This window comes from Kitasatospora sp. NBC_00458, assembly GCF_036013975.1.
Classification (GTDB): domain Bacteria; phylum Actinomycetota; class Actinomycetes; order Streptomycetales; family Streptomycetaceae; genus Kitasatospora.
Genome location: NZ_CP107904.1, coordinates 1,310,159 through 1,334,873, shown reverse-complemented (window position 1 = coordinate 1,334,873; position 24,715 = coordinate 1,310,159). Strand labels below are relative to the sequence as shown.

20 protein-coding genes and 1 pseudogene are annotated in these 24,715 nt (G+C 75.4%); 5 read left to right on the top strand and 16 right to left on the bottom strand.

Features of this window, described 5'->3' with window-relative positions; translation table 11 throughout:
• Positions 1-462: 462 nt before the first annotated feature.
• Entirely contained in the window at positions 463-975 is a 513-nt protein-coding gene (locus OG550_RS04545) for a DinB family protein (RefSeq protein WP_327674771.1), read from the top strand.
• 134 nt (positions 976-1,109) lie between these two features.
• On the opposite strand, the gene OG550_RS04540 is transcribed toward OG550_RS04545, so the two are convergent.
• Entirely contained in the window at positions 1,110-1,388 is a 279-nt protein-coding gene (locus OG550_RS04540; RefSeq protein ID WP_327674769.1) for a hypothetical protein, read from the bottom strand.
• A 113-nt stretch (positions 1,389-1,501) separates the two neighbouring features.
• Between OG550_RS04540 and OG550_RS04535 the strand changes: the two genes are divergently transcribed.
• Complete coding sequence (locus OG550_RS04535) at positions 1,502-3,148, top strand: hypothetical protein (protein WP_327674767.1); 1,647 nt, start codon at positions 1,502-1,504, stop codon at positions 3,146-3,148.
• Between the two features lie 122 nt (positions 3,149-3,270).
• On the opposite strand, the gene OG550_RS04530 is transcribed toward OG550_RS04535, so the two are convergent.
• Together OG550_RS04530 and OG550_RS04525 are read right to left on the bottom strand one after the other, a co-directional pair.
• Positions 3,271-3,792, bottom strand: a complete 522-nt coding sequence (locus OG550_RS04530) for a hypothetical protein (RefSeq protein ID WP_327674765.1) — start codon at positions 3,790-3,792, stop codon at positions 3,271-3,273.
• Positions 3,789-4,622, bottom strand: a complete 834-nt coding sequence (locus OG550_RS04525; protein ID WP_327674762.1) for a hypothetical protein — start codon at positions 4,620-4,622, stop codon at positions 3,789-3,791. The genes OG550_RS04530 and OG550_RS04525 overlap by 4 nt, the downstream gene beginning before the upstream one ends.
• Before the next feature lie 483 nt (positions 4,623-5,105).
• Between OG550_RS04525 and OG550_RS04520 the strand changes: the two genes are divergently transcribed.
• Positions 5,106-8,186 (top strand): AfsR/SARP family transcriptional regulator, encoded by a 3,081-nt coding sequence (locus tag OG550_RS04520; RefSeq protein WP_327674760.1) that lies wholly within the window; start codon positions 5,106-5,108, stop codon positions 8,184-8,186.
• A 211-nt stretch (positions 8,187-8,397) separates the two neighbouring features.
• Here the strand turns inward: OG550_RS04520 and OG550_RS04515 are convergent, their stop codons facing one another.
• The gene (locus OG550_RS04515; protein WP_327674758.1) at positions 8,398-8,922 is read right to left on the bottom strand and encodes an ATP-binding protein; all 525 of its coding nucleotides are present in this window, start codon (positions 8,920-8,922) and stop codon (positions 8,398-8,400) included.
• Positions 8,923-9,340: 418 nt separating this feature from the next.
• Positions 9,341-10,924, bottom strand: coding sequence for a CehA/McbA family metallohydrolase (locus OG550_RS04510; RefSeq protein WP_327674756.1), 1,584 nt, complete (start codon positions 10,922-10,924; stop codon positions 9,341-9,343).
• 296 nt (positions 10,925-11,220) lie between these two features.
• On the opposite strand from OG550_RS04510, the gene OG550_RS04505 reads away from it, so the two are divergent.
• Entirely contained in the window at positions 11,221-12,048 is an 828-nt protein-coding gene (locus OG550_RS04505) for a polysaccharide deacetylase family protein (protein WP_327674754.1), read from the top strand.
• 55 nt (positions 12,049-12,103) lie between these two features.
• Here OG550_RS04505 and OG550_RS04500 read toward each other — a convergent pair whose 3' ends face one another.
• From OG550_RS04500 to OG550_RS04480, 6 genes and pseudogenes are all read right to left on the bottom strand, one after another.
• Entirely contained in the window at positions 12,104-13,336 is a 1,233-nt protein-coding gene (locus OG550_RS04500) for a sensor histidine kinase (RefSeq protein ID WP_327674752.1), read from the bottom strand.
• A gap of 17 nt (positions 13,337-13,353) precedes the next feature.
• On the bottom strand, positions 13,354-13,941 hold the full coding sequence (locus tag OG550_RS04495) for a hypothetical protein (protein ID WP_327674750.1): 588 nt from the start codon (positions 13,939-13,941) through the stop codon (positions 13,354-13,356).
• Between the two features lie 144 nt (positions 13,942-14,085).
• On the bottom strand, positions 14,086-15,819 hold the full coding sequence (locus OG550_RS32750) for a tetratricopeptide repeat protein (RefSeq protein WP_442906131.1): 1,734 nt from the start codon (positions 15,817-15,819) through the stop codon (positions 14,086-14,088).
• Positions 15,820-16,056: 237 nt separating this feature from the next.
• Positions 16,057-16,746 (bottom strand): annotated as a pseudogene (locus OG550_RS32745) (NB-ARC domain-containing protein); the annotation flags it as partial.
• Between the two features lie 110 nt (positions 16,747-16,856).
• Entirely contained in the window at positions 16,857-17,297 is a 441-nt protein-coding gene (locus OG550_RS04485) for a hypothetical protein (RefSeq protein ID WP_327674746.1), read from the bottom strand.
• Between the two features lie 151 nt (positions 17,298-17,448).
• Positions 17,449-17,652 carry a hypothetical protein gene (locus tag OG550_RS04480; RefSeq protein ID WP_327674744.1) on the bottom strand — a complete coding sequence of 68 codons (204 nt, stop codon included), beginning with the start codon at positions 17,650-17,652 and terminating at the stop codon, positions 17,449-17,451.
• Between the two features lie 182 nt (positions 17,653-17,834).
• Here OG550_RS04480 and OG550_RS04475 point away from each other — a divergent pair, with 182 nt between their 5' ends.
• On the top strand, positions 17,835-18,338 hold the full coding sequence (locus OG550_RS04475) for a hypothetical protein (protein WP_327674742.1): 504 nt from the start codon (positions 17,835-17,837) through the stop codon (positions 18,336-18,338).
• Here the strand turns inward: OG550_RS04475 and OG550_RS04470 are convergent.
• From OG550_RS04470 to OG550_RS04450, 5 genes are all read right to left on the bottom strand, one after another.
• Positions 18,319-18,981, bottom strand: a complete 663-nt coding sequence (locus tag OG550_RS04470) for an HAD family hydrolase (protein WP_327674740.1) — start codon at positions 18,979-18,981, stop codon at positions 18,319-18,321. The two genes, OG550_RS04475 and OG550_RS04470, sit on opposite strands and share 20 nt — an antisense overlap.
• Before the next feature lie 61 nt (positions 18,982-19,042).
• On the bottom strand, positions 19,043-19,678 hold the full coding sequence (locus OG550_RS04465; RefSeq protein WP_327674738.1) for a 4'-phosphopantetheinyl transferase family protein: 636 nt from the start codon (positions 19,676-19,678) through the stop codon (positions 19,043-19,045).
• Between the two features lie 44 nt (positions 19,679-19,722).
• Complete coding sequence (locus OG550_RS04460; protein WP_327674737.1) at positions 19,723-22,119, bottom strand: arylsulfatase; 2,397 nt, start codon at positions 22,117-22,119, stop codon at positions 19,723-19,725.
• Positions 22,116-23,840: an ABC transporter ATP-binding protein gene (locus OG550_RS04455; RefSeq protein WP_327674735.1), complete on the bottom strand. Its 1,725-nt coding sequence runs from the start codon at positions 23,838-23,840 to the stop codon at positions 22,116-22,118. Before OG550_RS04455 ends, OG550_RS04460 begins: the two co-directional genes overlap by 4 nt.
• Positions 23,837-24,715, bottom strand: a complete 879-nt coding sequence (locus tag OG550_RS04450) for an ABC transporter permease (protein WP_327674732.1) — start codon at positions 24,713-24,715, stop codon at positions 23,837-23,839. Before OG550_RS04450 ends, OG550_RS04455 begins: the two co-directional genes overlap by 4 nt.

The following is a 24,715-nucleotide window of genomic DNA, read 5'->3' as shown; positions in this document are numbered from 1 at the left end:
GGTCGTCCGCCGCGGAGGTGCGTCGCACGGGGGAGGGGGTCCGGCGCCGGTTCATCGGCCGCCCTGCCTTCCTGACGTCGGGTGCCGCGCCGCTTCGCGGGCGCGCGCCGCAGTACGTACCCAAACATGCGGGGTGTGGAACAACCCGGATGAGCGGGTTTGAGGTGGGAAAGGGCAGGTCGGGAGGGGTGGGAGTGATACGGGATGATGAGCGGCCGGCGGTCGGCGCGTGAGGGTGCGCCCTACGGGGCACGTGTGTCGGGGCACGTGCGTCGGGACGGGCCGGGCGAAGCCGGGAGCGGCGGTGACGGGCTCCGGGGGCGGGCTCCGGGGGCGGGTGGTGACGCGCGGTCCCGGCGGGCGGAAGTCGCTTGAGGGGGTGCGGGGGTTCGGAGAGACTGGGCCGTGATCGTCGGGAGTCCCCGGTGGTCGTCGGGGGCCGGCAGCTGAGAGGGGACCGGGATGAACGGGCAGGGGGAGCGGGTCGCACCGCCGCTGACCGGTGGCGAGCGGGAGATGCTGAGGGCGTTCCTCGACTTCCACCGCGCGACGCTGGCGATGAAGTGCCAGGGACTGACGGACGAGCAGCTGCGCTCGCGGTCGAGCCCGCCGTCGACGCTGTCGCTGCTCGGTCTGGTCCGGCACATGGCGGAGGTCGAGCGGACGTGGTTCCGGCGGGTGATCGCCGCCGAGCCGGTGCCGCTGGTCTGGTCCGCGGAGTGGGACTTCCAGGCCGCGTACGACGCCGAGGGGGCGGACCGGGCCGAGGCGTTCGCCGCCTGGCAGGAGGAGGTCGGGCACGCGCGGCGGATCGAGCGCGAGGCGGAGTCGCTGGACGTCGCCGGCTACCAGCCGCGCTGGGAGGCGGAGGTGTCGCTGCGTCTGGTGATGCTGCACCTGATCCACGAGTACGCCCGGCACAACGGGCACGCCGACTTCCTGCGGGAGGCGATCGACGGGGTGGTGGGGGCGTAGCGGCGCGCGGCGGGGTGGCGCGCGCTGGGGTGGTGGTGCGGTGGGGTGGTGGTGCGGTAGCGGTGGGGTGACGGTGGCGGTGCGGTGGTGGCGGGGGCGTCGGACTCCCGGGGTGCCGGGCGCCGGCGCCGGGATCACCAGGGCTCGCGCGGTAGTTCGACGGGGCCGCGGGGCGGGAGCAGGCGGGCGTGGGTCCCGGGGCCGGTCGGCGGGCCGGGTGCCGGGGGCGGAGTGGCCCCCGTGGGCGGGCGGGACCCGGGGGGTGCGACCAGGTGCAGCCACTCGTGGTCGGGGTGGCCGGGGACGGTCCGGCCGGCGGCTGCCCAGGTCCGGGCGAGCTGGGCGAAGATCGGTGCATCGTGCAGAAAGGTTTCGTCGATGGTGTGACCCGAGGGCGGGACGTCGTAGCTCATGCAGGGCCTAACGAGCGAGGTGGGCGGCCGCAACCCGTCGGAGGCCGTGCGGCGTCCGGCCGGCTCCCGGCCGGCTCCCTGGGCTGTCGGTGCCGGCTGCGATGATCACCACCATGAACGCCCCGACCGACACCGCCGTGACCTGGACCGCCGACCTTCCCACCACCGTCCGGTTGGTCCGCACGCTGCACGACCTCGGCCCGTGCTGGACCAGGACGGACGTCGAGCGCCTGGTCGCCGACCGGCCCGACTGGAAGATCCGCCGCGAGTTCGCCGACCTCCTGGTCGTCGGCCTCCAGGCCGAGCTCCGGTGGCCGCTCGGTGCCGAGCTCTACCTCGGCACCACCGTGCCCAAGGCCACCACCTACCGGCGGGCCCGGCTGCAGCTGCTCGAATTCCGGCTCCCCGTGCCCGAGGAGGAGCGCCGCACCGCGCTGCGGACCCTGGCGGAGGCGCTGCGCGGGATCGGCTCGCCCACCGCCGTGCCGACCGCCGCCGACGGGTTCGGGCTGCGCTGGCGGTCCGCCGAGCGGACCATGCTGTTCCAGGCCAACGACCGCCGGGCGTGGATAGCCGTCCAGCCCCTGGTCCGGGACGCCGAGCACATCAGCCCCGAACTGCCCGCCGTCATCGCGGCGTTCGCCCCGGCCCTGCACGACTCGCCCGGCGGCCGCCTCACCCGGGCCGACATCGAGCGGGCCGCCGCCGACGAACGGGCCGTCACCGAGGGGAGCGTCACCGAGCAGGTCGGCGCCGCCGAGCAGGCCGTCACCGAACGGGCCGTCACCGAGGGGAGCGTCACCGGACAGCCGCGCTGGTCGGTCGAGTTCGTCGAAGCGCGGGCGGAGATCCACACCCCCGACCCGGACTGCACGCCCCGGTTCATCCGCTTCGGCGGTCCCGCGGACACGTTCCGCCTCCTCCAGCTGCACCGGTTCGAGGAGGAGCCCGCGCTGGAGCGGCGGCGCGCCGTCTTCGGGGAGATCCACCGGGCCGTCTGCGGAGTCCTCGGCGAGCCGACCCTCTTCGGCGGCGGACCGGACGGCCCCGACGTGCGCTGGCGCGAGGCCGGTGACGACCCGCGGCTGCTGCGCCTGCGCGCCGACCGGCGGTCGGTCTGGCTGGAGACCGCACCCGCGGAGGAGGTCGAGGAGGAGGAGTACGGGACCTTCGAGCACGGCGGCCCGATCGAGGGGCCCGACGGGCCGAGCGGCTTCCCCCGGCTGCCGTACAGCTGGCAGCTCCACGTGTTCGGCGCGCCCGGCGACCTCGCCGGCTACCTGCCCGGCGGCCGGCTGGCCCTGTCGCTGCCGCACCTGCGGGAGGGCCTGGAGAGCCTGCTCGCCGCCTGGATCGAGCAGCTTCCGGTCCAGCGGCCGGGCGAGAAGGTCACCTTCACCCTCGCCTCGCCGCTGATCAGCGGCGGGATCGCGTTCACGTACGACACGGTGAAGGGCATCCTGCTGCGGGTCGGACCGCGCCCCGGCGAGGCCACCGAGACCGCGGCGGCCATGGCGGCGGACGGCTGGCAGGCGTCGGGGAGCCGTTTCAAGGCCCAGTACAAGGTCCCGACCGAGGCGACCGCCGGGGAGGTCGCCACGCTGATCACGACCGAGCTGGCGGCCCGGGGCATCACCGGCGGGTCCGCACTCGGGCTCGGCCAGGGTCGACTGACCGCCCGCCGGGTCGGCATCGGCACGCCGACGCACGGCGCGCAGGGGTTCTTCCGGGTGACGGGGCTGGGGCTGGAGACCTCCTGAGGGTCGGCCGGGGGCGGGTCAGTCGGGGGCGGGCCGTCCGGTCGGGCCGGGTCGGGGCCGGGCGTCCGGTCGGCGGCCGGGCCCGGCCGGGCGCCGGTGCGTCGCGCCCCGTTCCCGGTTCGTCAGGGCACCGGTGGCAGCGGAGGCTGGGCCTGGGCGGCGGCGTTCGTCGCACCCCGGGCGGCACGGGACACCGAGCGGACGTCACCGGCGTCGCTGCGCCGCAGGACGAAGATCTTGACGAGGGCGATCAGACTCGGCCCACAGAGCAGTGTCGCCAGCCACCACACGTCCTTCGCGACGAACACACCGGCGCCGAGCATGGCCACGCTCACGGCGACCCCCGCGTACAGGCTCGCCATCCGGAAGGTGTGCTGGCGCTGCTCGCGGGCGTCACGGGCCCGGCGCTCCGCCGCGGCCCTGGCGTCGTCGGCGGCCTGCCGGGCGGCCTCGCGCTGCGAGTCCAGCTGCTTGAGCCGGAGCTGGTGCTCCCGTTTGAGCTGGGGCTCCAGCGCCTCGAAGGCGACCTTCAACTGTTCCGGCCCGCCGAGTGCCGCTCCCCACTTCATGGCGACCTCCAGCCCGGCGGAGACCACCGGGTCGTCGGAGGACGGGCGGGGGATACCGGCGTCGTCGATGTTCACTGGTGTGCTCCGCCGCCGCCGGCCCCGGCCGGCAGGTAGTCGTTCCCGGTCGGTTCGGGGGGCGGGCCGAGTCTGACGAAGAGCCGCGCCAGCGTGTGGTCGAGCGTCTCCTCCGCGGCCCTGGTCAGCTCAGTGGCGCCGCCGGGAGCGGGCGGCTCGTCGGGCCTGCCCCGGAGGTCGGCCAGCCGGGTGGCGAGGGCCACGGCCAGGCTCGTGACCGCCGAGAGGGCCTCGGCTGCGGGCGGGGTGGCGGCGGGCGGCGGCTCGATCCGGTGGCCGGGCAGGCCGATCCAGGCCCGGTGCTGCTCGCCGTCCTTGAGGACGAGGTCGACGGGGCGCAACGTACCTCTGCTGCCACCTGCGATCCGGTGCGCCGACGCCGTCGCATGGACCTCGTCGGAGGCGACCAGCAGCATGGGGGCGCGGGATTCCCGGGCGAGCATCCGCACGATCACCGGAGCCTCCATGAGGCGGAGCAGGTGGTCGACGGCAGGGCTCGTCCACCCGCCGATCCGGTAGGTCGCCCGCCCGTAGTGGATCCCGACCCGCAGCCGCGGGCCCTGGTCCTTCACCAGCTCGTCCGGAAGGGTCCGCATCAGGACCTCCAGCAGGGCCCGGGGATCGGTCTCCTCCGGAAACAGGATCAGGACGGAGTCCCCGCGGTTCTGGCGGGCCGTGGCGGTCAGGTCGACGCCTGCACGGGCGAAGGCGGACTCGACCAGCGTGTCGAGCCCGCGCTGCAGTGCTGCCTGCACGAGTGCGGAGCGCCCGGAGTAGTGCTCGAAGCCGATGTGGACCATCCATTTCATCGACTGGTCGAGCGAGGTCATGGCCGGCTCCTTCGCTGCCGTGCGCCGATGCCGCCCACAGTAGTGGCGGACCGACGTTCGCGAGGGGAAAGTCCGAGAGTTCGCGGCCCGGTATGGGTCGGTGAACTCGTCCTGAGCGGAGCCCAGTTGGAGGAGGGTGTCGCCTCGGGTGAGACATCGGGACCTCGGGACCTCGGGGCGTCGACGGTGGGGCGGTTCGGGCCGGGGGAGCGGCCAGGCCGGGAGGCCATCCGGGCTGTCTGCAAGCGAAGTCGTCCGCCGGGTGAACAGGAGTCGAAGGTTCGGTTCCGCCGCCCGTGTCGTCCGTATCCCCTCGGTCCTTGCGGGGGAACGCAGTTCGGGACAACGGCCGCTCACCAGGAAAGGTGTGGACCAATCCTGACATTCCCTATGCTCTCACTCTGATTCACCCTGATCACCCTGGAGGCCTTGATCGCCCGGGGCAGTGGGATCACCTGATCGGAACGCGGTGGGGAGCGGAAGTTGCACATCAACCTGCTCGGACGGTTCGAGCTCCAGGACGACCGCGGCAGGCCCCTGCCGCAACCCGGCCCGAAACGGCGCGCGTTGCTCGCCGCCCTGGCCCTGGAGCTCGGCCGGGTCGTGCCGGTCGCGCGGCTGCTCGAACTGCTCTGGGACGGCGCCCCGCCGCCCACCGCCCGCGCCGCCCTCCGCGGGCACGTCACCGCCGTCCGCCGCCTGCTGGCCGCCGCCGCCGACGGCATACCCGTCGGCGGTCCCACGACCGAGGACCCCGACGGCCTCCACCTGGTCACCCGCGGCGGTGGCTACGCGCTGCTCGGTGCACCCGACGCGGTCGACGCACTCCGCTTCGAGCGGCTGCTCGCCGCCGCGGAGGCGCCCGCCGCCGACCCGGTCGCCCCGCTGCGCGCGGCGCTCGCCCTCTGGCGGGGCCCGGTCCTCGACGACTGCGGCTCGGAGCTGCTCGCCGGTACCGTCGGCCCCCGGCTGACCACGGCCCGCCGCGACGCCGCCGAACGACTCGCGGTCCACCTGCTCGCCGTGATCGAGCCGGTCGCCGCCGTCGGCCCGGGCACCGCGGCCGCGTCGGACCTCGCGGGCCCGCCCGCCGGGGGTCGGGCCGCCGGCTCGCGCGGCTCCGGTGCCGGTGCCCGGACCGCCGGCCCCGGCGTGCGGCTCGTCGACGCGACCGATGAAGCCGCCGAGCCGACCACTGCCGGGCCGACCGCCGCCGAGCTGGCCGCCGCCGGGCCGCTGAGCGAGTCCGCCGCCACCCTGCTCGCCCGCTGCCTCGACCGGCCGGGCCGCCGCGCCGCACCACGCGGGGGCCGTGCCCGGAGCGGGCCCGGCGACGCTGCCCGCGGCACCGCCGACCGGCCCGCCGACGCGAAGCCGGCCGCGCCAGCGTCGTCCGCCGCGCCTGCCCCATCCGCCGCGTCCGTTGCGCCTGCCGCGCCTGCCGCGCCTGCCACGCCCACTGCGCCCACCGCGCCCACCGCGCCTGCCGGGCCTGCCGGTCTTGCCGGGCCCGGCAGGCCCGACGGGTCGGGCCCGCCGGTGGGCCCCCCGCTGCCCCGGGTCGCGCGCGGGTTCGTCGGCCGCACCGGCGAACTCGCCCGCCTCGACGCGGCCGCCGACACCGCCGACGGCCGCCCCCTGCTGGTCACCGGCCCGGCCGGTGTCGGAAAGACCAGCCTCGCCCTCCGGTGGGCCCACCGCCGCGCCGACCGGTTCCCCGACGGCCGGTACGCCGTCGACCTGCGCGGACACGACGAGTCCGCCGCCCGCACGCCCGCCGCCGTCCTCGCCGAGCTCCTGCGCGGTCTCGGTGTCGGCCCGGGCGAGCTGCCCGCCGGCACCGCCGAACGCGCCGCCCTGCTGCGGGCCCGGACGGCCGGCCGCCGTCTGCTGATCCTGCTCGACGACGCCTCCTCGGCCGATCAGCTCGAACCGCTGCTGCCCGCCGACCCCGGCCTCCTCGTCCTGGTCACCAGCCGCTCCCGGCCCACCGACCTGGTCGCCGCGGACCGCGCCGTCCCGCTCCCGCTCGACGGCCTCGACCCGGCGGAGGCAGTCCGGCTGCTCGCCGCCGTGGCCGGCCCCGACCGGGTCGCCCGCGAACCGGAGGCCGCCGCCCGGCTCGTGGGCCTCTGCGACCACCGGCCGCTCGCCCTGCGGATCGCCGCCGCAGGGCTCGCCGCCTGCCCCGGCCGGACGGTCGCGGAACTCGTCGCCGACCTGGCCGACGAGCGGGCACGCCCCGGGGCCCCCGTCGTGGGCGGCCCGGCCGGGGTGGCCGCCGCCCTCGGCGTCGGCCGGCGCGCGCTGGCGCCCGAGGCGGCCCGACTGTTCACCCTCACCGGCCTGTTCCCCGGCGACACCACCGACGTGTGGACCGCCGCCGCCCTCGCCGGACTGCCGTCGGCCCGCGCCCGCGACCTGCTCGGCGCCCTCGACGCCGCCGGCCTCCTCCACGAAGCCGGCCCCGGCCTGTTCGCCCGGCACGACCTCGTCCGCCGCTACGCCGCCGGACTCGCCGCAGCCCTTCCGGCGGCCGACCGCGACCGGGCGCTGCGCCGCCTCCTCGCCTACTACGGGGCCGCCACCGACGCGGCCGCCGCCGTTCTCGGGCGCCGCAGCGGCGGCGGCACCGCACCGTCCGCCGGGCCAGGGGGACCTGCCGGGCCCGGGCTCCCCGCCGGACCCGAACTACCCGAACTACCCGAACTACCCGAACTGGCGGACCCGGCGCGGGCCGTCGACTGGTTCCGGCGCGAGCAGCACACCCTGTCCGAGCTGGTCCGCACCGCCGCCGCACGCGGACACGACGAGGAGGTCTGGCGGCTCGCCTACGGCTGCGGTGCACTGCACTACCACGACGGCGGCCACCTGGCCGAGTGGGAGGAGCTGGCCCGGCACGGCCTCGCCGCCGCCGAGCGGCTGGACGACCGGGCCGCCCGGGCGCTGCTCCGTACCGACCTGGGCATCGTGCTGGCCTGCCGGAGGCGCTTCGCCGAAGCCGTCGCGGCCGCCCGGCAGGCCGCTCTGGACGCGGACGGCCTGGCGGACACCGATCTCCGGGACCGCTGCCTCACCGTGGTCGCCGGGACCCTCGCCGAGTCGGGCCGGATCCACGACGCGATCGCCGTGATGGAGCGCGTCGTGGAGTCCTGCGAGGCCCGGGGGGACGGCCCGCGGACCGCCCGCGCCCTCGACGGCCTCGCCGCCTGCCTGCACCAGGCGGGGGAGGCGGACCGGGGTCTCGCCCTCACCGACCGCGCCCTCGACCTGGTCCGCGACGATCCGGACGACCCGATCCAGGGCGCCCTCCGGTTCAGCCGGGCCGAGGGGCTGCGCGTCCTCGGCCGGGTGGAGGAGGCGCTGGCCGCCGCGCAGGAGGCGCTCGCCGTCGCCGAGGCGCACCGCAACGCGCGGCTCGTCCTGCTGGCCCTGGACCTCCAGGGCGCCGTCCTCGCCGGACTCGGCCGCCGCGAGGAGGCCGCGGCCTGCCGTGAGCGCGCCCGGGAGCTGCGCGCCGTGCCGGGGCGGGTGGCGGCGGAGCCGGCGGCCCTCGGTGCGTGACGGGGCGCAGCCCGTCGGAGTGCGGGTGGGAGGGAGCCCTCCCGGCCTGCGGTGAAGCCTGCGGAGTAGCCGGCGGCCCCGTCGCGGGGTCGCCGGGCGGGCGGAAGCGGAGCCGGGGCGCCGGTGAGCGTGCTGCCGATGAGCGGTTCGACGGCGAGCGGGTCGACGGCGGGCGGTTCGACGGCGAGCGGGTCGCCGTGGCCCCGCCGGCTCACCACCCCAGCAGGTACGCCCCCTGGCGCAGCCCCGCGAGCACCGCTCCGGCGGTCTCCGCCGCGTCCGCCGCGCCCCCGGTACCCGCCGGACCCCCGCCGCCCGTCACCGCGTCCGCCGCGTCCGTCGCGTCCGTCGCGCCCGGAGCCCCCATACCGGCCTCCGCCGCGCCGGCTCCCGTTGCCCCCGCGTCCGCCGCCGGGGGGAGCGGCACGTAGTGCAGTGCCGCCCCCGTCGCCCGGCTCTCCCGGCGGAAGGCGTCCAGTGCCGACGGCGTGACCGGGCCCTCCACCACCACCTGGTACCCGCCCGAGGCGAAGGCGAAGGCGGCCTGTGCGGTGGCGGCCAGCACGGTCAGGTTCTGCCGCCGGGCCTCCGGCAGGTGCGGCGCCACGTACCCCTGTCGGACCGCCCGCCGGAAGTCCTCCGCGCGCAGGTGGACGCTGGGGGACAGCGCGTCGGCGACCAGCGGGGCGACCGCGCCGCTCCCGGCCCCGGCGGCCGGGTCGGAGAGGACGACCACGCTGCCCGCTCCCCGTCCGCCTCCGAGCTCCGGCCCACCTACGGTCGTACGGTTCACAGCTGCTGATCCCTTCACGGGCCGGGGACGGACGGGAGCCGGGGCGGGGCGGCCGGAGCGCGCGGGCCGGCCCGACGCGGAACACAGGCGGGCCGAACCCGGCAAAGCGGACAGCCGACCGCCTCGTCCCTACGAGTGACTGCTGTCGGAGATCAACCTAGTCCACCGCGCGGCCCCGAGTCCTCCCCCTCCCGATACCTCCCGCCGGACCTCCCCGTACTCCCCTCCCCGGCCCTTCCGGCCGCCGCACCCGGGCCTTTCGGCCCTTGCGCCCGACCCTTCCGTCCGGTTGCCGTGCCCGGCCCCGGTACCCGGCGGCCCCGTGCCATGCCTCCGCCCGCTGCTCCGCCCGCTCCTCCGTCTACTCCTCCACCCGCAGCACGATCGGGTTGGTCAGCGCCGCCATCGGACCCCACGGCAGGTCCGGCCCCATGGAGTTGCCCTTGCCCGGCGTCCCGTCGGCCCGGGGGTGGCGCACCTCCGCCCGGACGAACGCCGCGAGCGAGGCCGTGGTCCGCCAGACCACCGCCCCCGTGCCGTCGGCGGGCAGCGACTCCTGGTGCAGCTGGCCCTCGTCGGTGAGGAACCGCACCGTGCCGTTCGGCACCCCCGAGACGGCGAGCCGGACGTCCACCGGCGCGTCCGCCGGGACGGTCAGCTCCTCGCCGATGCCGGCCTGCCGGCCGTGGCCGGTGGCGGTGAACTCCAGTTGCACGGAGGCCGATTCGGCCAGCCAGCTGCGCCCGGACCGGATCCCGTCGAGGACGTCGTCCCGGGTCAGGTCCTCGGCCAGCACGACGGTGTGCGGCGAGCCGATCACCTGCGGCGCGCTGTGCGCGTCGCTGTTGCCGACGGCCGGCAGCCAGGACCGCCCGTGCCGCAGCGCGGTCGCCAGCCCGGCGTCCCACCCGTCCACCGCCGACTCGTCGTCGTACGTCCACGGGCCGTTCCACACCTCGACCGCGTCGGCGTCCTCGTACCCGAACTTCCACTGGCAGGCGACGTACGGGCAGAACGGGTGCGCCGGCACCACCAGTCCGCCCTGTCGGCGCACCTGCCGGGCGAGCCGGGGGAACGCCTCGTCCCGGGAGCGGTACCGCCAGTCGACGAACTGGCCCGGCCGCAGGCCCAGCGCCAGCCAGTGCCCGTTCCTGGTGGTGACCTCCTCGCCGAGCACCACCAGGAGGTCCGGTCCGGCCAGCGGGCCCCAGACGCCGTGCGCGGAGGTGGTGTTGTGGTCGGTGGAGACGATGAAGTCCAGCCCGGCGGCCCGCGCACCGGCCGCCACCTCGGCGGGCAGCCGCCGTCCGTCCGAGTGCACGGTGTGCAGGTGGCAGTCGCCCCGGTACCAGGCGCGGCCGCGTCCCCGAGCCCGCTCCGCCGGGTAGGACGGGGTGAAGTCGGCCCCGGGTGCGCCGAAGCGCAGCGTCACGTCGACCCGGTACTCCAGCCCCTGGGGCGCCACCTGGTACGGGCCGAGCACCACGTGCCACCGGCCCGGCCGCACCGGCCCCGGCAGGTAGCCGGGCGTCGCCTGCTCGCGGCTCACCGCGAACTCCGTGCGGAACCCGCCCGACCAGCCCCGGAAGCCGCGGCCGCCGAGGTCGGTGCCGCGCTCGTCGAAGAGCCCGATGTCGCAGGAGTTCCCCGGTGTCCCGGGCGGGACGGTCGGCTTGTCGTACCGGTAGCCGACGGCGATCTCCCGGACGCCCGCCGGCACGTCGAACGGCAGGTAGACGAAGTCCGGGGCGCCGGTGGGCAGCCGCCCGGTGAGCGTGACCGTCCGGTCCGGCGTCCCGTCCGCCGCCCGCTCGGCCGTCCCGTCCGCGGCCCGGGCGGGGCCCGCCGCCGCCAGACCGAGGGCCCCCGCCGCGCCGGCGGCCCCGGCCGCGAGCAGTCCGCGCCGGCCCAGCGGCTCCTTCTCGCCGTGCACATCCTGCGCCATCAGATCCTCCGACTCCCCAGGGACGTTTTCCGGCTCCTACCCGCGCCCGTCACCCGGCCCGGTGAACCCCCGGTGAGCCGGACCCCACCACCACGCGGCGGCCCCGTGAAGGCCGCCCGGGTTGCGCGAACTGACGATCGGTCCCTTGATGGGACGTGAATCATCTGAACATCAGACAGCCTCGGAGCCTCCCCATGTCACTCAGTCGGCGGACCCTCCTGGCAGCCGCGGCCGGCAGCGCCCTGGCCGCCTGCCAACCCCCCACCCCCCACCCGCCGACCCCCTCCGCCCCACCCGTGCCCCCCTCCACCCCCACCCCCGACGCGTCCCCCACCCCCACGCCGAGCCCCACCCCCACCGCTTCCCCCACGCCCACCCCCACGCCCACCCCCACGGCGACCGCGATCCCCGCCCCCCTCCCAGCCCGCGCCGCCATCACCACCCGCTACACCGACACCGCCCCCACCGACTGGGGCCTCGACATCCCCGGGGTCCTCACCACCCTCCCCGACGGCGAACGCGCCATCGCCCTCACCCTCGACGCCTGCGGAGGCCCCGGCGGCTCCGGCTACGACGCCGCGCTCATCGAGACCCTCCGCGCCCACGGCGTCCCCGCCACCCTCTTCCTCAACGCCCGCTGGATCGACGCCAACCCGGCGGTCTTCGACGACCTGGCCGCCGACCCCCTCTTCGAGATCGCCAACCACGGCACCGCCCACCGCCCCCTCTCCGTCACCGGCCGCTCCGCCTACGGCATCGCCGGGACCGGAGACGCGGGCGAGGTCTACGACGAGATCACCGGCAACCTCGAAAAGCTCACCGCGCTCCTCGGACGGCCACCCCGCTACTTCCGCTCGGGCACGGCCCACTACGACGACGTCGCCACCCGGATCGCCGCGGACCTCGGCCAGCACATCGCCGGCTTCACCACCAACGCCGACGCCGGCGCCACCGCCACGTCCGGCCAGGTCCACCGCGAACTCGTCGGCGCCCCGCCCGGCGCCATCGTCATCGCCCACATGAACCACCCCGCCGCCGGCACCGCCCGCGGCCTCGCCACCGCCCTCCCCACCCTCCTCACCGCCGGCCACACCTTCACCCGCCTCTCCGACACCTCCCGCTGAGCGCTGCTCTGACAAAGCAGCGCTCGGTGGTTCGGGCGGACGGGCGGGGCCGGGGTCAGGCCGGGGTGGTGTCTTCGAGGGGCGGGGCTTCCGCGGGGTGGGGGGTGGAGACGGGGAGGGCGGCGGCGACGCGGAAGCCGGGGCCGTACGGGGCCGCGCTCAGGAGGCCGCCGAACAGGGCGACCCGCTCGCGCAGGCCGAGCAGTCCGTGCCCGGTCGACAGCTCGCGCTGCCCGTCCGGGGGGCGCCCGGCGCCGTCGTCGACGACCTCGATGAGGAGGGCCTCGTCCCAGGTGATCCGCACCACCGCGTGGGTGCCCGGACCGGCGTGCTTGGTGATGTTGGTGGCGGCCTCCTGGACGAGTCGGTAGGCGGTCTGGCCGACGCTGTCGTCGATCCGCAGCGGGCGCCCGCGCGTCTCCAGGGAGATCCCGACACCGGCCCTGCGGACGTCCGCGAGGAGCTGCTCCAGGTCGCCCAGGCCGTGGGTGTACCCCTCCTCGGCCGGGGTCTCGGAGGTGCGGAGCAGCCGCAGCATGTGCCGCAGCTCGGCCGTCGTGGACCTGCCGATGTCCTCGATATGCCGGAACGCCTCGGCGCGGGCCGGGTCCTCGAAGGCCGTGACCCTGGCCGTCTCGGCCCGCATGACCATGACGGCGACGGAGTTGGCGACGATGTCGTGGAGCTCGCGCGCAATCCGCACCCGTTCCTGGGTGATCCGCTGCCGGGCCTGTTCCACCTCCTGCCGGCGGCGTTCGGCGGCGGCCCGGGCCGCCCGGCTCCACCGGGCGAAGCCCCAGACCACCAGTGCCACCGGCACGTAGAAGGCGATGTTCGAGACGAGCACCGGGGTGAACAGCGGGCCGTGGTAGGAGCCGACGGTTTCGCAGATCGCCAGTGCCATGGGGACGAGGCCGAGCACCAGGGCCGTCAGGGCGACGGACCGGCGGCACTGGGCGGCGACGGTGTAGAGGGCGATCAGGAGCCCGAAGCAGGGGGTGTAGTCGATGGCGTCGGCGAACGAGAGCAGGTCGGAGCCGACGGCGATCAGCCACACGGCCGCGAAGGTGGCCACCGGGCGGCGGCGCCGCACGACCAGCGCCAGGACTTCGGCCAGGGCGAGCAGCGCCATCCACAGGCGCTGCTGCCATCCCGCCCAGGGAGCGATGATCGTACCGAAGTAGAACAGCTCCGGGATGACGGCCGCGAGGGCCAGCGCGGTGTCCTGCAGCCAGACGGACTGCAGGTTCACCGCGCTCCGTGTACGGCCCTCGGTCGGCGTCGTCATGGTGGCCACGGTCCGGGTCAGGCCGCGTCCGCGCGGGCCCGGGAGGGTGCCGGGGCGGGGCCCCGGCAGCAGAGGCGGCCACTGCAGCAGGTGTCCAGCGAGTAGTCCCTGGCGCTGTCCGAGACGTCGCCGGCGGTCAGGCCGGCGGTGCCGAGCCACCAGGTGTCCGACTTCTCCCGCTGCTCCGGCCGCACCAGGCGGAACCCGAGCTCCGCGTAGGCCGCCCACTGGTCGCCGTGGTGGCGGGTCAGGCTCGCCGTGAGCCGGTCGGCCGTGACGCTCGGGACCGCGACGGGGAAGCGTGACGGCCAGACCATGGCCAGCACGGCTGCCGCTGTCGTGATCCCGTCCGCGTCGACCGCCGCGAGGCCCAGCCCGCCCACCGGGACGACCTCGGCGTCGTCCGCGTCTCCGGGTGACCGGGATATTCGCACGAGGAATCTCTTCCAGGGACTGGCCAGTGTCTCGGGGGGATCCGGCACCAGCACGGTCGTCGAACTGGTCAGGATCCCGTGGGCCAGCGGTTCGCCCGGCACCCTGCCGCGAAGGGACGGGTGCACGGTGACGAGGACCGCGGGCGCATCGGTGGTCGGTTGTGTACTCATGGTAACGCCCCGATGTCGGGTGGGCCCGCTCGGAGGAGTGCGGGCGTCTGCCTCCACTTTCGCTCCGCCCGTGTCCCGGGAGCATGAGCCCACCGCCCCACCCGGGCCCCGGTTCCGCGCGCCGGCGGGACTGCTCCCGCCGCCTCAGGGGGCCGCGTTGCCGCCCCCGCTCTTCCGCCTGGCCCGCGAGAGGTGGCCGCCGACCGTCACGGTCATCGGGTGGTCGGCGCCCAGTACTGCCGTGAGCTGCCCGAACGCGGACTCGTACCGGGGGAGGGCCTCGCCGAGATCGCCCATCGCCTCGTACAGCCGGGCGAGGTTGCTGCGGCTGGCCAGGGTGTCGGGATGGTTCTCCCCGAGCAGCCTGGTCCGCTGTTCGACCGCCGTCGTGATCAGGGCGAACGCCCGCTCCAGGTCGCCCGCCTCGCGGCAGGCGGCCGCGAGGTTGTTGCGGCTGAGCACGGCGTCGTGGCTCTCCGGCCCGAACAGCCGCTCCTGCGCGGTGAGCGCGGCGTCGAGCAGCGGAACGGCCTCGGCGGCGTTCCCCAGCCTGAGGAGGCACCCGGCGAGGCTGCCGAGCACGCGGAGGGTGGCGGGATGCTCCGGCCCGAGGACCCGTTCGCGCTGGGCGAGGGTGGCCCTGAACAGCGGGACCGCCCGTTCCGGTTCCCCGGCCGCCTCGAAGGCGGAGGCGAGCATGTTCCGGCTCACCAGGGTGTCCGGGTGCTCCGGCCCGAGGACCTGTTCGCGCTGGGCCAGCGTCAGCCGGCAGAGGTCGAGCCCGCGGCCGAAGTCGCCCGTCGTCACGTAGTGGTAGGCGAGGTTGCTCCGGCTCAGCAGGGTGTCCGGGTGGGCCTCCCCGAGAGCCTTCTCCCGCCGTTCGAGGACGTCGTGGTAGATCACCCGTGCCTCGGCGATCCGGCCGCCCGACTCCAGCGTGTACCCCAGGTTGCCGAGGCAGCTCAGGGTGTCGGGGTGTTCCGGGCCGGACGTCCTCTCCAGGTCGGCGAGGGTGGTCCGGTAGAGCGAGACGGCCTCCTCGTAACGGCCGACGCTCTCGTAGGCGCCGGCGAGGTTGTTCCGCACCCGGAGGCCGTTCAGCCGCAGCGAGTGGGTGGGGTGCTCCCACCGGGCGAGGGCGTCCTCCTGCGACAGCAGGTCCTCGTAGACCTCGATCGCCCGGTCGAAGAGGCCGACCGACTCGTAGGCGCCCGCCAGGTTGTTCCGCAGGGTCAGCGTCCGGAGGTGCCCCTCGCCGAGGCCCTCCCGGCTCGCCTCCACGGCCCTCTCGTACTCGTCGATCGCCCGCCCGACGTTCCCGAGGGCCTGGTAGGCGGAGGCGAGGCCGCCACGGACGTTCAGGGTGGTGACGTGTCCGGGCCCGTGGACGCGCAGGGCCGCCGCCACGAGCGGTTCCAGGAGGCCGACGGCCCGCGCCGGATTCCCGACCGCCTCGTAGGCGCCGGCGAGGGCGAGGCGGCTCACCAGCCTGAACGGGTGGTCTGTGGCGAACCCGTGCGCGATCTGGGCGTCGTACGCCTCGTACAGGGGCAGCGCCTGGACGATCAGGCCCTCGTCGTTCAGGTACACGCACGCCCGGGCGTACAGCCGGGAGACCTCGGGGCGGTAGGCCCCCGGCGGGTTGGTGGCGGCCAGCGCGCACGCGTGCCGGGCGAGCCGCGCCAGCTGCGCCGGGTCGGCGGCCGTGCTCGGCCCCTCGGGGAACACCGCCCCGACCAGCGCCTGTTCGGCCTCGGACCGGCCCCGGGGCGACGGCGCCGGCGGGGCGGCCGCCGCCGCGGTCGCGGCGGCGTCGGCGCGCAGGACGCTCTGGACCAGGCGGTGGACGCGCACGCTCCGCTCGGTCAGGGTGATCATGCTGAAGGCGCGCAGGACGCGCAGGGCGTCGTCCGCCTCCACCTCGCCGGGGGCGAGCCGGGTGAGCAGCGTGCGGGGACAGTCGTCGGGATCGAGCCAGGCGAGGGAGTAGAGGAGCTCCGCCGCCGGCGGGTCGCGCTCCGTGACGGCCGCCAGGGTGAGGGACCAGATCCGGGCGATGGTCCGCTCCCGGTCGCCCTCCTCGGCGGGCTTGTCCAGCTGGTGGCCGAGCCGTCGCCGGTACGTGGTGAAGCCGGTCTCGGTCTCGGCGATGTAGGCGCCGGCCTGGTGCAGGGCGAGCGGCAGGCAGCCCAGTTCCACGGCCAGCTCCGTCGCCTCCCAGCGCAGTTCGGGCGACGCGGTCCGGTCGGGGACGTAGGAGAGCAGGAGGTCCACCGCGGCCTCCCGGGGGAGGACGTCCAGGGGCATGCGGGTCCGCACCTCCCGCCAGCCGTCGGACTTGCGGCTGGTGATCAGGTGGTGCCCGCGGCCGAGACTGCTCAGATGGAGGCGGAGGGGCCGCGGATCCTCGACGTTGTCGTACACGAGCAGCCACCTGCCGTGCCGCTGCAGCCAGGCCATCGCCCACGCCGTGAGCTCGGGAGGCTCCGCCGTCCCGGCCCACACCGGGCTCAGGCGTCGGGCGATGTCCGCCAGTGCCGCCTCGATCGACCCGGGCACGGCGGCGTCGATCCACCACACCAGGTCGTACGCCTCCCGGTTCAGCTGCGCGTACCGCGCGGCCAGTGCGCTCTTGCCGACCCCGCCCAGTCCGTGGACCACCGCCGCGGCCACGTTGCCCGGGCCGCGGTCCTCGGAGAGCGCCTCGCGCAGCGCGGCCAGCTCCTCGCCCCGGCCCGTGAACTGTTCGGTCGACCCGATGAGACTGACCTCCCCGGCGGCGAAGGTCTCGGCGGCCGAGCGCACCGCCTCGGGCGGCAGCACCACGGTCCTGCCGGTGTGGACCGAGCCGGTGATGGTGCCGAAGTTGACGACGGCCCCGTCCCCGGTGACGTGCAGCGAGCCGTGGCCGGACGTCACCGTGCGGGATCCGCTCGGGTGATGGATCCCGTGTTCACGGTCCCCTCGATGGTGCCGTTGTTGACCACCGCACGCTCTCCCTCGATGTGCACGCTGATCTGCTGCGGGGCCGGCGCCGGGGTGGGCGCGGGCAGCAGTGCGGCCAGCTGGGACAGCAGCTCGGCGTCTCCCCGGACGGCGACCCGGACGGCCTGCCGCAGCGCCGCGAGGGCGTCCGGGTTCAGGGCCTCCTCCGCCGCCGTGTCGATGCTCGCCTCCAGCACGGCCTGCTGTCCGGCGTCGCCGCGCTGCCACACCCGTTGGATGAGCCGCCGTCCCAGGTTCGCCGTCGCATCGGCCGCCGCGTCCTCCGCGCGCGTCAGGACCGCGCCCCCGTACGCGGCCACCGCCGCCCCGATCGGCGGCCCGGCCAGCTGCATGAATGCGTCGAGTTCCATGATCCCCCTCAACTCCTGTGCTGGTGAGCACAGATGACGGAACGGGCCACAGCGTACGGAACCCCGGCCCGGGGCGGGGCCGGACTCCCCGAAACGACCGGTCACGATCGTGGCACCGCCGTGCACCGGGGAGCCGGGGTGGGCGTGCCGGTCACGCCCAGCGGTCCTCGCAGCGGTCGTCCGGGATGCGCAGCGCACCAGGTGGAACCGGTGCGGCGCAGCCGACATGGTCGACGATCCAGTCGGTGAGGGCGGTGCGGATGCCGGCGTAGGTCCCGTAGCCGTAGTCGCGGCAGACGAGGCAGTAGCCGCTGGTCCTGTCGGGCTCCGGCGAGGGCTCGGTCCGATCGGTCACTGTGTCTACTTCCTTGTGGGCGGTCGAGGTGCAGTCGGGATGGCCGACGACCGCCCATCCGAGCGGTGCGGTGGTGGCGCCGGTGGAGGTGAAGGCGTGCCCGGCCGGTATCAGGGGTCTTCCGGTGCCGCCGCAGTGGATGCAGGCGTCACCCCGCGCGCCGGGGCCCGGCGTCGGCAGAAATGCTCGCATGGCTCGACGCGGTCGAGGCGGAATGCCTGACCCGCTGCGGTGAGCATCGTGCGGCGCTGGCGCTGCTGCGGCATGCCGAGGAGGTCCTCGGCGCGGCCGGGGAGCACCTCAGCCCGGACTGGTTCACGTGGTTCTCCGCGACTCGACTCGCGGCGTTCAAGGGGAACACCGAGTCGGCGGCGGGGCTGCTTCCGCAGGCGCGCTGCACCCTGGAGGCGGTCCTCGCGGGTCTTCCCGGGACTGACGGGAAGCAACGGGTCGTGGTGCTCGGTGATCTGGCGGCCGTCGCGGTGGCCGAGCGCAGGCCTGAGGACGCGTGCGAGCTGCTGGAGGAAGCGCTCGACCAGCTCTCGCTGACCTGGTACGCCACGGGGATGGAACGCGTCCGGGCCGCCCGGCGTGCGCTCGCCCCCTGGGGCGGGACGGCAGCCGTCCAGCACGTGGACGACCGCCTGTACTCCTGGACGGCCACGCTCAGTTCGCTTCAGCGTTAGCCTTCGCGATCAGCTTGGGCAGGTCGGTCAGCGAGTCGATCCGGAAGGTGGCGCGGGCGGCGTCCGGGTCGTGCTGCTGGATCCATCCCCATGGGCCGCGCCGGATGAGCGCCGTCCGCATTGATGCCCGGGCGGCGGGGAGCACGTCGTTGTCGAGGCGGTCGCCGACGTAGAGGATCTCGGCGGGAGCGACCGGTGTCGCCGCTGCCACGCGTTCGAAGAACAGCGGGTCGGGCTTGCTGGTTCCCCAGTCGTCGGAGGTGCCGATCAGATCGACGTCGTCGGCGAACAGCTCCCGCAGGATGGCGCCTGCCCGTAGGGTCTGGTTTCCGGCGATGGCCAGCCAGAGGCCGTCCGCACGGAGTCGTGCCAGTGCCGGGCGGACGTCGGGGTACAGGTCCTCCTCGCCGAAGGTCTCCGGTCGCCCGGCGGCCGCACGCTTATCCCGCTCCTCGTAGAGGTCGAAGCCCGGGGCGAAGATCTGGAACGTCTCCCGGTAGTCGAGCCCCCGGGCGATCGTCGCGCCGAGGGTGGAGACGAAGGTGTGGCGCGGCACGCCCAGCCAGTCGGCCCAGGTGCCGTACTCGCGGGTCTCGTCCACCAGGCACTCGCCGACGTCGAACACCACAGCCCTGATCGTCATGGCAGCAGCCTAACGGGGGGACTGTGGTGTTCGAGTGTCCGGTACGGAGGCTTCGGGCGGGTCAGGGGAGGACGGTGATGGCGGTGGCGAGGAAGCCGCCGTGGACGCGCCAGCGTCCGGCGAGGGTGGGCAACGGGGAGGGGACGAGGAGGGTGGCGTCGAAGGTGCCGTCGGGGCGGAGGGTGAGGTCGGCCTCGGAGAAGTCGAGGAAGGTGTGGGTGAGGGGGAACCAGGTCTTGTAGACCGACTCCTTGGCGCTGAAGAGGATGCGGTCCCAGGGCGTGCCGGGGTCGGCGGCGGCGAGGGCCGTGTGGCGGCGCTGCTCGGCGGGGAGGGCGATGGCGTCGAGGACGCCCTCGGGCAGCGGGAGGGCCGGTTCGGCGTCGATGCCGACGGAGACGACCTCGCCGGCCCGGGCCACGGCGGCGGCGCGGAAGCCGGCGCAGTGGGTGAGGGAGCCGATGACGCCGTCGGGCCAGCTCGGCGCGCCGCGCAGGCCGGGGACCAGCGGGCGGTACGGGACGCCGAGCCGGCCGAGGGCGAGGCGGGCGCAGTGGCGGACGGTGGTGAACTCCCGGCGCCGGGTTTCGACGGCGCGGGCGATGACCTCCTCCTCGGCCGGTTCGAGCCGGGCCTCGGCCGGATCTTCGTAGGCCGTCTCGACGACGACGGACGCGGGCAGGAGTTCGCCGATCACTGTTCCCCCTCAAGAGTTGCTGGCCGGACGAGGGTAACGCGGGCCTACTCGAAGGCGGCGGCCGCCTCCCGCAGTGCCTGGACGACCGTCTCCGGGTCGTAGGGGGCGGGTGCGCCGGGGAGGTAGGTGACGGCGCGCAGCCCGCCGCTGTAGCGGAACGAGCGGTGGCGTTCGTACAGCGGCCAGGAGACCGGGGACTTGCGGTCGACGCCGACGCTGATGCCCTGGAACGGGGCCATGCCGATGAGCTGGTGGACCGGGCCGAGCCGGCCGGTCTCCTCCCCGTCGACGAGGACGCGGAACTCCCACCTGAGGTCGGCGACGGCCGCGGCCTCGACGGTGACCAGCCGGGCGCCCGGTGCGAGCGGGCCCGCGTCGGCCTCCGACAGTTCGCCGTACTGGTTGTAGGCGAGGCGGAGCCGGCCGTCCTCGACGTAGAGGCTGTAGCCGCCGCCCTGGTCGCCGTGGGAGACGAGGACGCCCTGGTCGTCGGCGCCGTGGCGGTCGAGCTCGACCTCGATGGCGAAGGACCGGAAGGAGATCAGCCGGGAGGAGCGGTAGCGCTCCAGTTCGGGGGTGCCGGCGAGCAGCCGGACGGGGCGGCGCAGCCGGGCGTCGTCGGGGTGGCGCAGGGCGAGCGCGCCGCTGCCGTCGGCGAGCGGGAAGACGCCGTTGCGCCAGGCGGCGGCCTCCCAGGCGGCGGCCAGTTCCTTGACCACCTCCGGGTGCCGGTCGGCGACGTCGTGGATCTCGGTCGGGTCGGTGCGCAGGTCGTGCAGGGCCCACTCGCCGTCGTCGTACGGGGCGCCGGGGCGGTGCAGGGTGACGAGCTTCCAGCCGTCGCGGTAGTAGCTGCGGTTGCCGGTCATCTCGCAGTACTGCTCGTGGTGGGTGGACTCGGCGGCGGCCTCCCGCAGGACGGGGGCGAAGCTGATGCCGTCGAGGGACTGGACGGGCCGGCCGGTGCGGTCCGACGGGCGCTCCACGCCGGCGAGTTCGAGCAGGGTGGGGAGGATGTCGGTGACGTACTGGTACTGCGGGCGGACGCCGTCGTCGCCCTCGGCGCGGGGCAGGCCGGCCGGCCAGGAGAGGACGAACGGGACGCGCACGCCGCCCGCGTGGGTCTGGCCCTTGTAGAGGCGGAAGGGCGTGTTGGAGGCCATGCCCCAGCCGCGCGGGTAGTGGACCAGCGACTGGGGGCCGCCGATCAGGTCGATCTCCCGCTGGACGTCGGGGTTCCAGTCCGCCGGCAGGTCCGGGTGGTGGACGAAGCGGCTGAAGTAGCTGCGGGTGCCCTCGGCGCCGCCCTCGCCGGTGCCGCCGTTGTCGGAGGTGAACACCACGATGGTGTTGTCGAGTTCGCCGAGTTCGGCGAGGGTGCCGAGGAGCCGTCCGAGGTTCTGGTCGACGTTGTCGACCATCGCCGCGTACACCTCCATGTAGCGGGCGTACAGCTTCTGCTGCACCTCGGTGAGTTCGCTCCACGGTCCGACGTCGTACCCGGCCTCGGAGTTGCGCTCGGGGAGCTCGGTGCCGGGCGGGAAGTGGCCGGCGGCGAGCTGGCGGGCGAACCGGGCGGCGCGCAGTTCGTCCCAGCCGCCGTCGTAGCGGCCCCGGTGCCGGGCGAGGTCCTCGGGCTTGGCCTGGAGCGGTCCGTGCACGGCGTTGTGGGCGAGGTAGAGGAGGAACGGCTTGTCGGCGTCGTGGGCGCGCAGCGAGGTGACCATGGAGATGGCCTGGTCGGTGATGTCGTCGGTGTAGTAGTAGCCGTCCGGCAGCTCGTCGATGTCCAACGGGCTGTTGTCCCGGACGAGTTGGTGCGGGTGGAACAGACTGGTGAGGCCCTCCAGGACGCCGTAGTACTGGTCGAAGCCCTTCTGCAGCGGCCAGTTGGCGCGGTTGTCGGCGGCGTTGGAGGCGGAGTCCCGGGTGAGGTGCCACTTGCCGACGGCGTAGGTGGCGTACCCGGCGTCGTGCAGCAGCTCGGCGAGGGTGGGGATGTCGCCGGCCACCTCCATGCCGTAGCCGGGGAAGCCGGGGTCGGCGTTGGCGACGAAGGAGTAGCCGACCCGGTGCGGGTTGAGGCCGGTGAGCAGGGCCGCCCGGGCGGGCGAGCAGAGCGGCATGGTGTGGTAGTTGGCCAGCTTGACGCCGCGCTCGGCGAGCCCGTCCAGGGTGGGGGTCGGGATCTCGGCGCCGAACGGGCCGATGTCGCTGTAGCCCATGTCGTCGACGAGCACGACGACGACGTTGGGCGCGCCCTCGCGCGGGCGGACCCGCTGGGGCCAGGCGGCGGTGGACTCGCGGAACGTCCGGCCGACGGTGCCGGGGAAGCCCGCGTAGGGGTCGCGGCGGTGCGGGTCGGCGGCGGGCGCGGGGCCGCCGGTGGGGTCGGCGTCGGTCGCGGCGGAGCCGGGGCGGGGGTCGGGCGTGCTGGTCATGCGGTGCTCCGGGCGGTGAGGGGGGCCGTCGTCTCCAGCTGCGGCACGGCGGCCAGGAGTTCGGCGGTGTACGGGTGTTCGGGCGCGGTGACGACGCGGTCGGCCGGTCCGGTCTCGACGATCCGGCCGCGGTGCATCACGGCGATCCGGTGGCTCACCTGCCGGACCACGGCGAGGTCGTGGGCGATGAAGAGGATGGCGAGGCCGAGTTCGCGCTGGAGCCGGGCGAGCAGCTCGATCACCTGGGCCTGGACCGAGACGTCCAGTGCGGAGACCGGCTCGTCGCAGATCAGCACGCTCGGTTCGGGCGCCAGCGCCCTTGCGATGCCGATGCGTTGGCGCTGTCCGCCGGAGAAGGCGCGGGGGTGGCGGTCGGCGGTGGCCGGGTCGAGGCCGACCTGTTCCAGCAGCTCGGTGACCCGCTTCGCGCGCGCCGACCGGTCGCCGTAGCCGTGGGCGATGAGGGGTTCGGCGATGATCTGGCCGGCCGTCATCCGCGGGTTGAGGGAGGCGTACGGGTCCTGGAAGACCATCTGGAGCTCGCGCCGGGCGGCACGCTCGCCGCCGCGCCCGAACTCCTCGCCCCGGAACCGGATCTCGCCGCCGCTCGGCGCGTGCACCTGGACCAGGGCGCGGGCCAGTGTGGACTTGCCGGAGCCGGACTCGCCGACCAGGCCGAGGGTCTCGCCGGGGTGCAGCACCAGGTCGACGCCGTCCAGTGCGGTGACGGCGCGCCGGCGCGACCCGTAGGTCTTGCGCAGACCGCTGACGGCGAGCAGCGGCTCGGCGCCGGGGGTGCTGTTGGCGGCGGCCTCGGAGGGCGCGTCGAGCCGCGGCACGGCGGCCAGCAGCTGCTTGGTGTAGGGGTGTTGCGGGGCGCCGAGGACGTCGGCGGTGGTGCCGGACTCGACCACCCGGCCGTGCCGCATCACCAGCAGCCGGCGGCAGGTCTGGGCGATGACCCCGAGGTCGTGGCTGATCACCACCAGCGCGGTGCCGGTCTCCCGGTTGATCCGGGCGAGCAGGCGGAGGATCTGCTGCTGGACGGTCGGGTCGAGGGCGGTGGTGGGTTCGTCGGCGACCAGGACCTCGGCGTCGTTGGCGAGTGCGAGCGCGATCATGATGCGCTGGCGCTGGCCGCCGGAGAACTGGTGCGGGTGGTCGCGGAGCCGCTCGGCGGCGTCGGGGATGCCGACCAGGCCGAGCAACTCGGTGGCCCGGGCGGCCCGTTCGGACCGGTTCGCGGTGCCGTGGGCGCGCAGTGCCTCGTCCAGCTGCCGGCCGACGGTGAGCACCGGGTTGAGCGAGGACATCGGGTCCTGGAAGATCATCGCGATCCGCCGGCCGCGCAGGGCGCGCAGGGCCGGTTCGGGGAGGGCGGCGAGGTCCTGCCCGGCCAGCTCGACCGAGCCGCCGGTGATCCGGCCGCCCGCGGGCAGCATCCGCAGCAGTGCCAGTGCGGTGGTCGACTTGCCGGAGCCGGACTCGCCGACCAGGCCGAGGGTGTCCCCGGCGGCGAGTTCGAAGCCGACCCCGTCGACGGCGGTCACGGCGGTGGCGGCGGCGTCGGTGCCGGTGTCGGTGCCGAAGGCGACCGTCAGGTCGCGGACCCGGAGTACCGTGCGGGGACCGGCTCCGGCTCCGGCTCCGGCGGGAGCGGAGACAGGCTCGGCATCGGTGGCGTCGGCGGCGACGCGGGTGTCCCGGACAGGGCTGCTCATCGGCGGATCCCCCGGTTCAGGGCCTCGGCGATCAGCGTGAAGCCGAGCACCAGCGCGGTGGTCGCGGCCAGCGGGGCGGCCGCGAAGGTCGGGTGGTCGGAGAGGTAGCCGACGGACTGGCTGAGGATGGAGCCGAGGGTCGGCTCCGGCGGGCGGACGCCCAGCCCCAGGAAGCTCATCGCGCCCTCGATGAAGACGCCGATGGAGAGTGCGACCGCGGTCTGCACGATCAGCGGGTCGACCGCGTTGGGCACGACGTGCCGCAGCAGCACCCGCAGCCTGGACGCGCCGCCGACCCGGGCGGCCAGCGCGTACTCGCGCTCCCGCTGGACGAGGATGCCGGAGCGCAGCTGCCGCCCGAAGCCGGGGATCTCGGCGAGGGCGATCACGATGAACACCGGCCAGCGGCCGGGCCCGAGCACCGCGGTCACGGCGAGGGCCAGGATGATGCCGGGGAAGGCGAGCACCAGGTCGAAGGAGCGCTGGACGGCGACGTCCGCCCAGCGGTGGGAGGCGGCGAGCAGGGCGAGCGAGCAGCCCAGCAGGGCGCCGACCGGGACGGCGCCGAGGATCAGCGCGAGGTCGGTGGTGACGCCGTGCAGGACCCGGCTGAAGAGGTCGCGCCCGAGGTCGTCGGTGCCGAACGGGTGCTCGGCGCTCGGCCCGGCGAGGGCGAGGGCGCTCTGGGCGTTCGGGTCGAAGTCGGTGAACAGCGGGGCGAACAGCCCGGCCAGGGCGACGACGCCGACCAGGGCGAGGCCGGTCAGGCCGCGTCCGGTGAGCAGCCCGGCGAGGTAGCGGTTGCGGCGCCGCGCGGGCGGGGCCGGGGCGGCGGGGGGCGACGGGGCGGGTGCGGGGGCGGTCAGGGCGGTCAT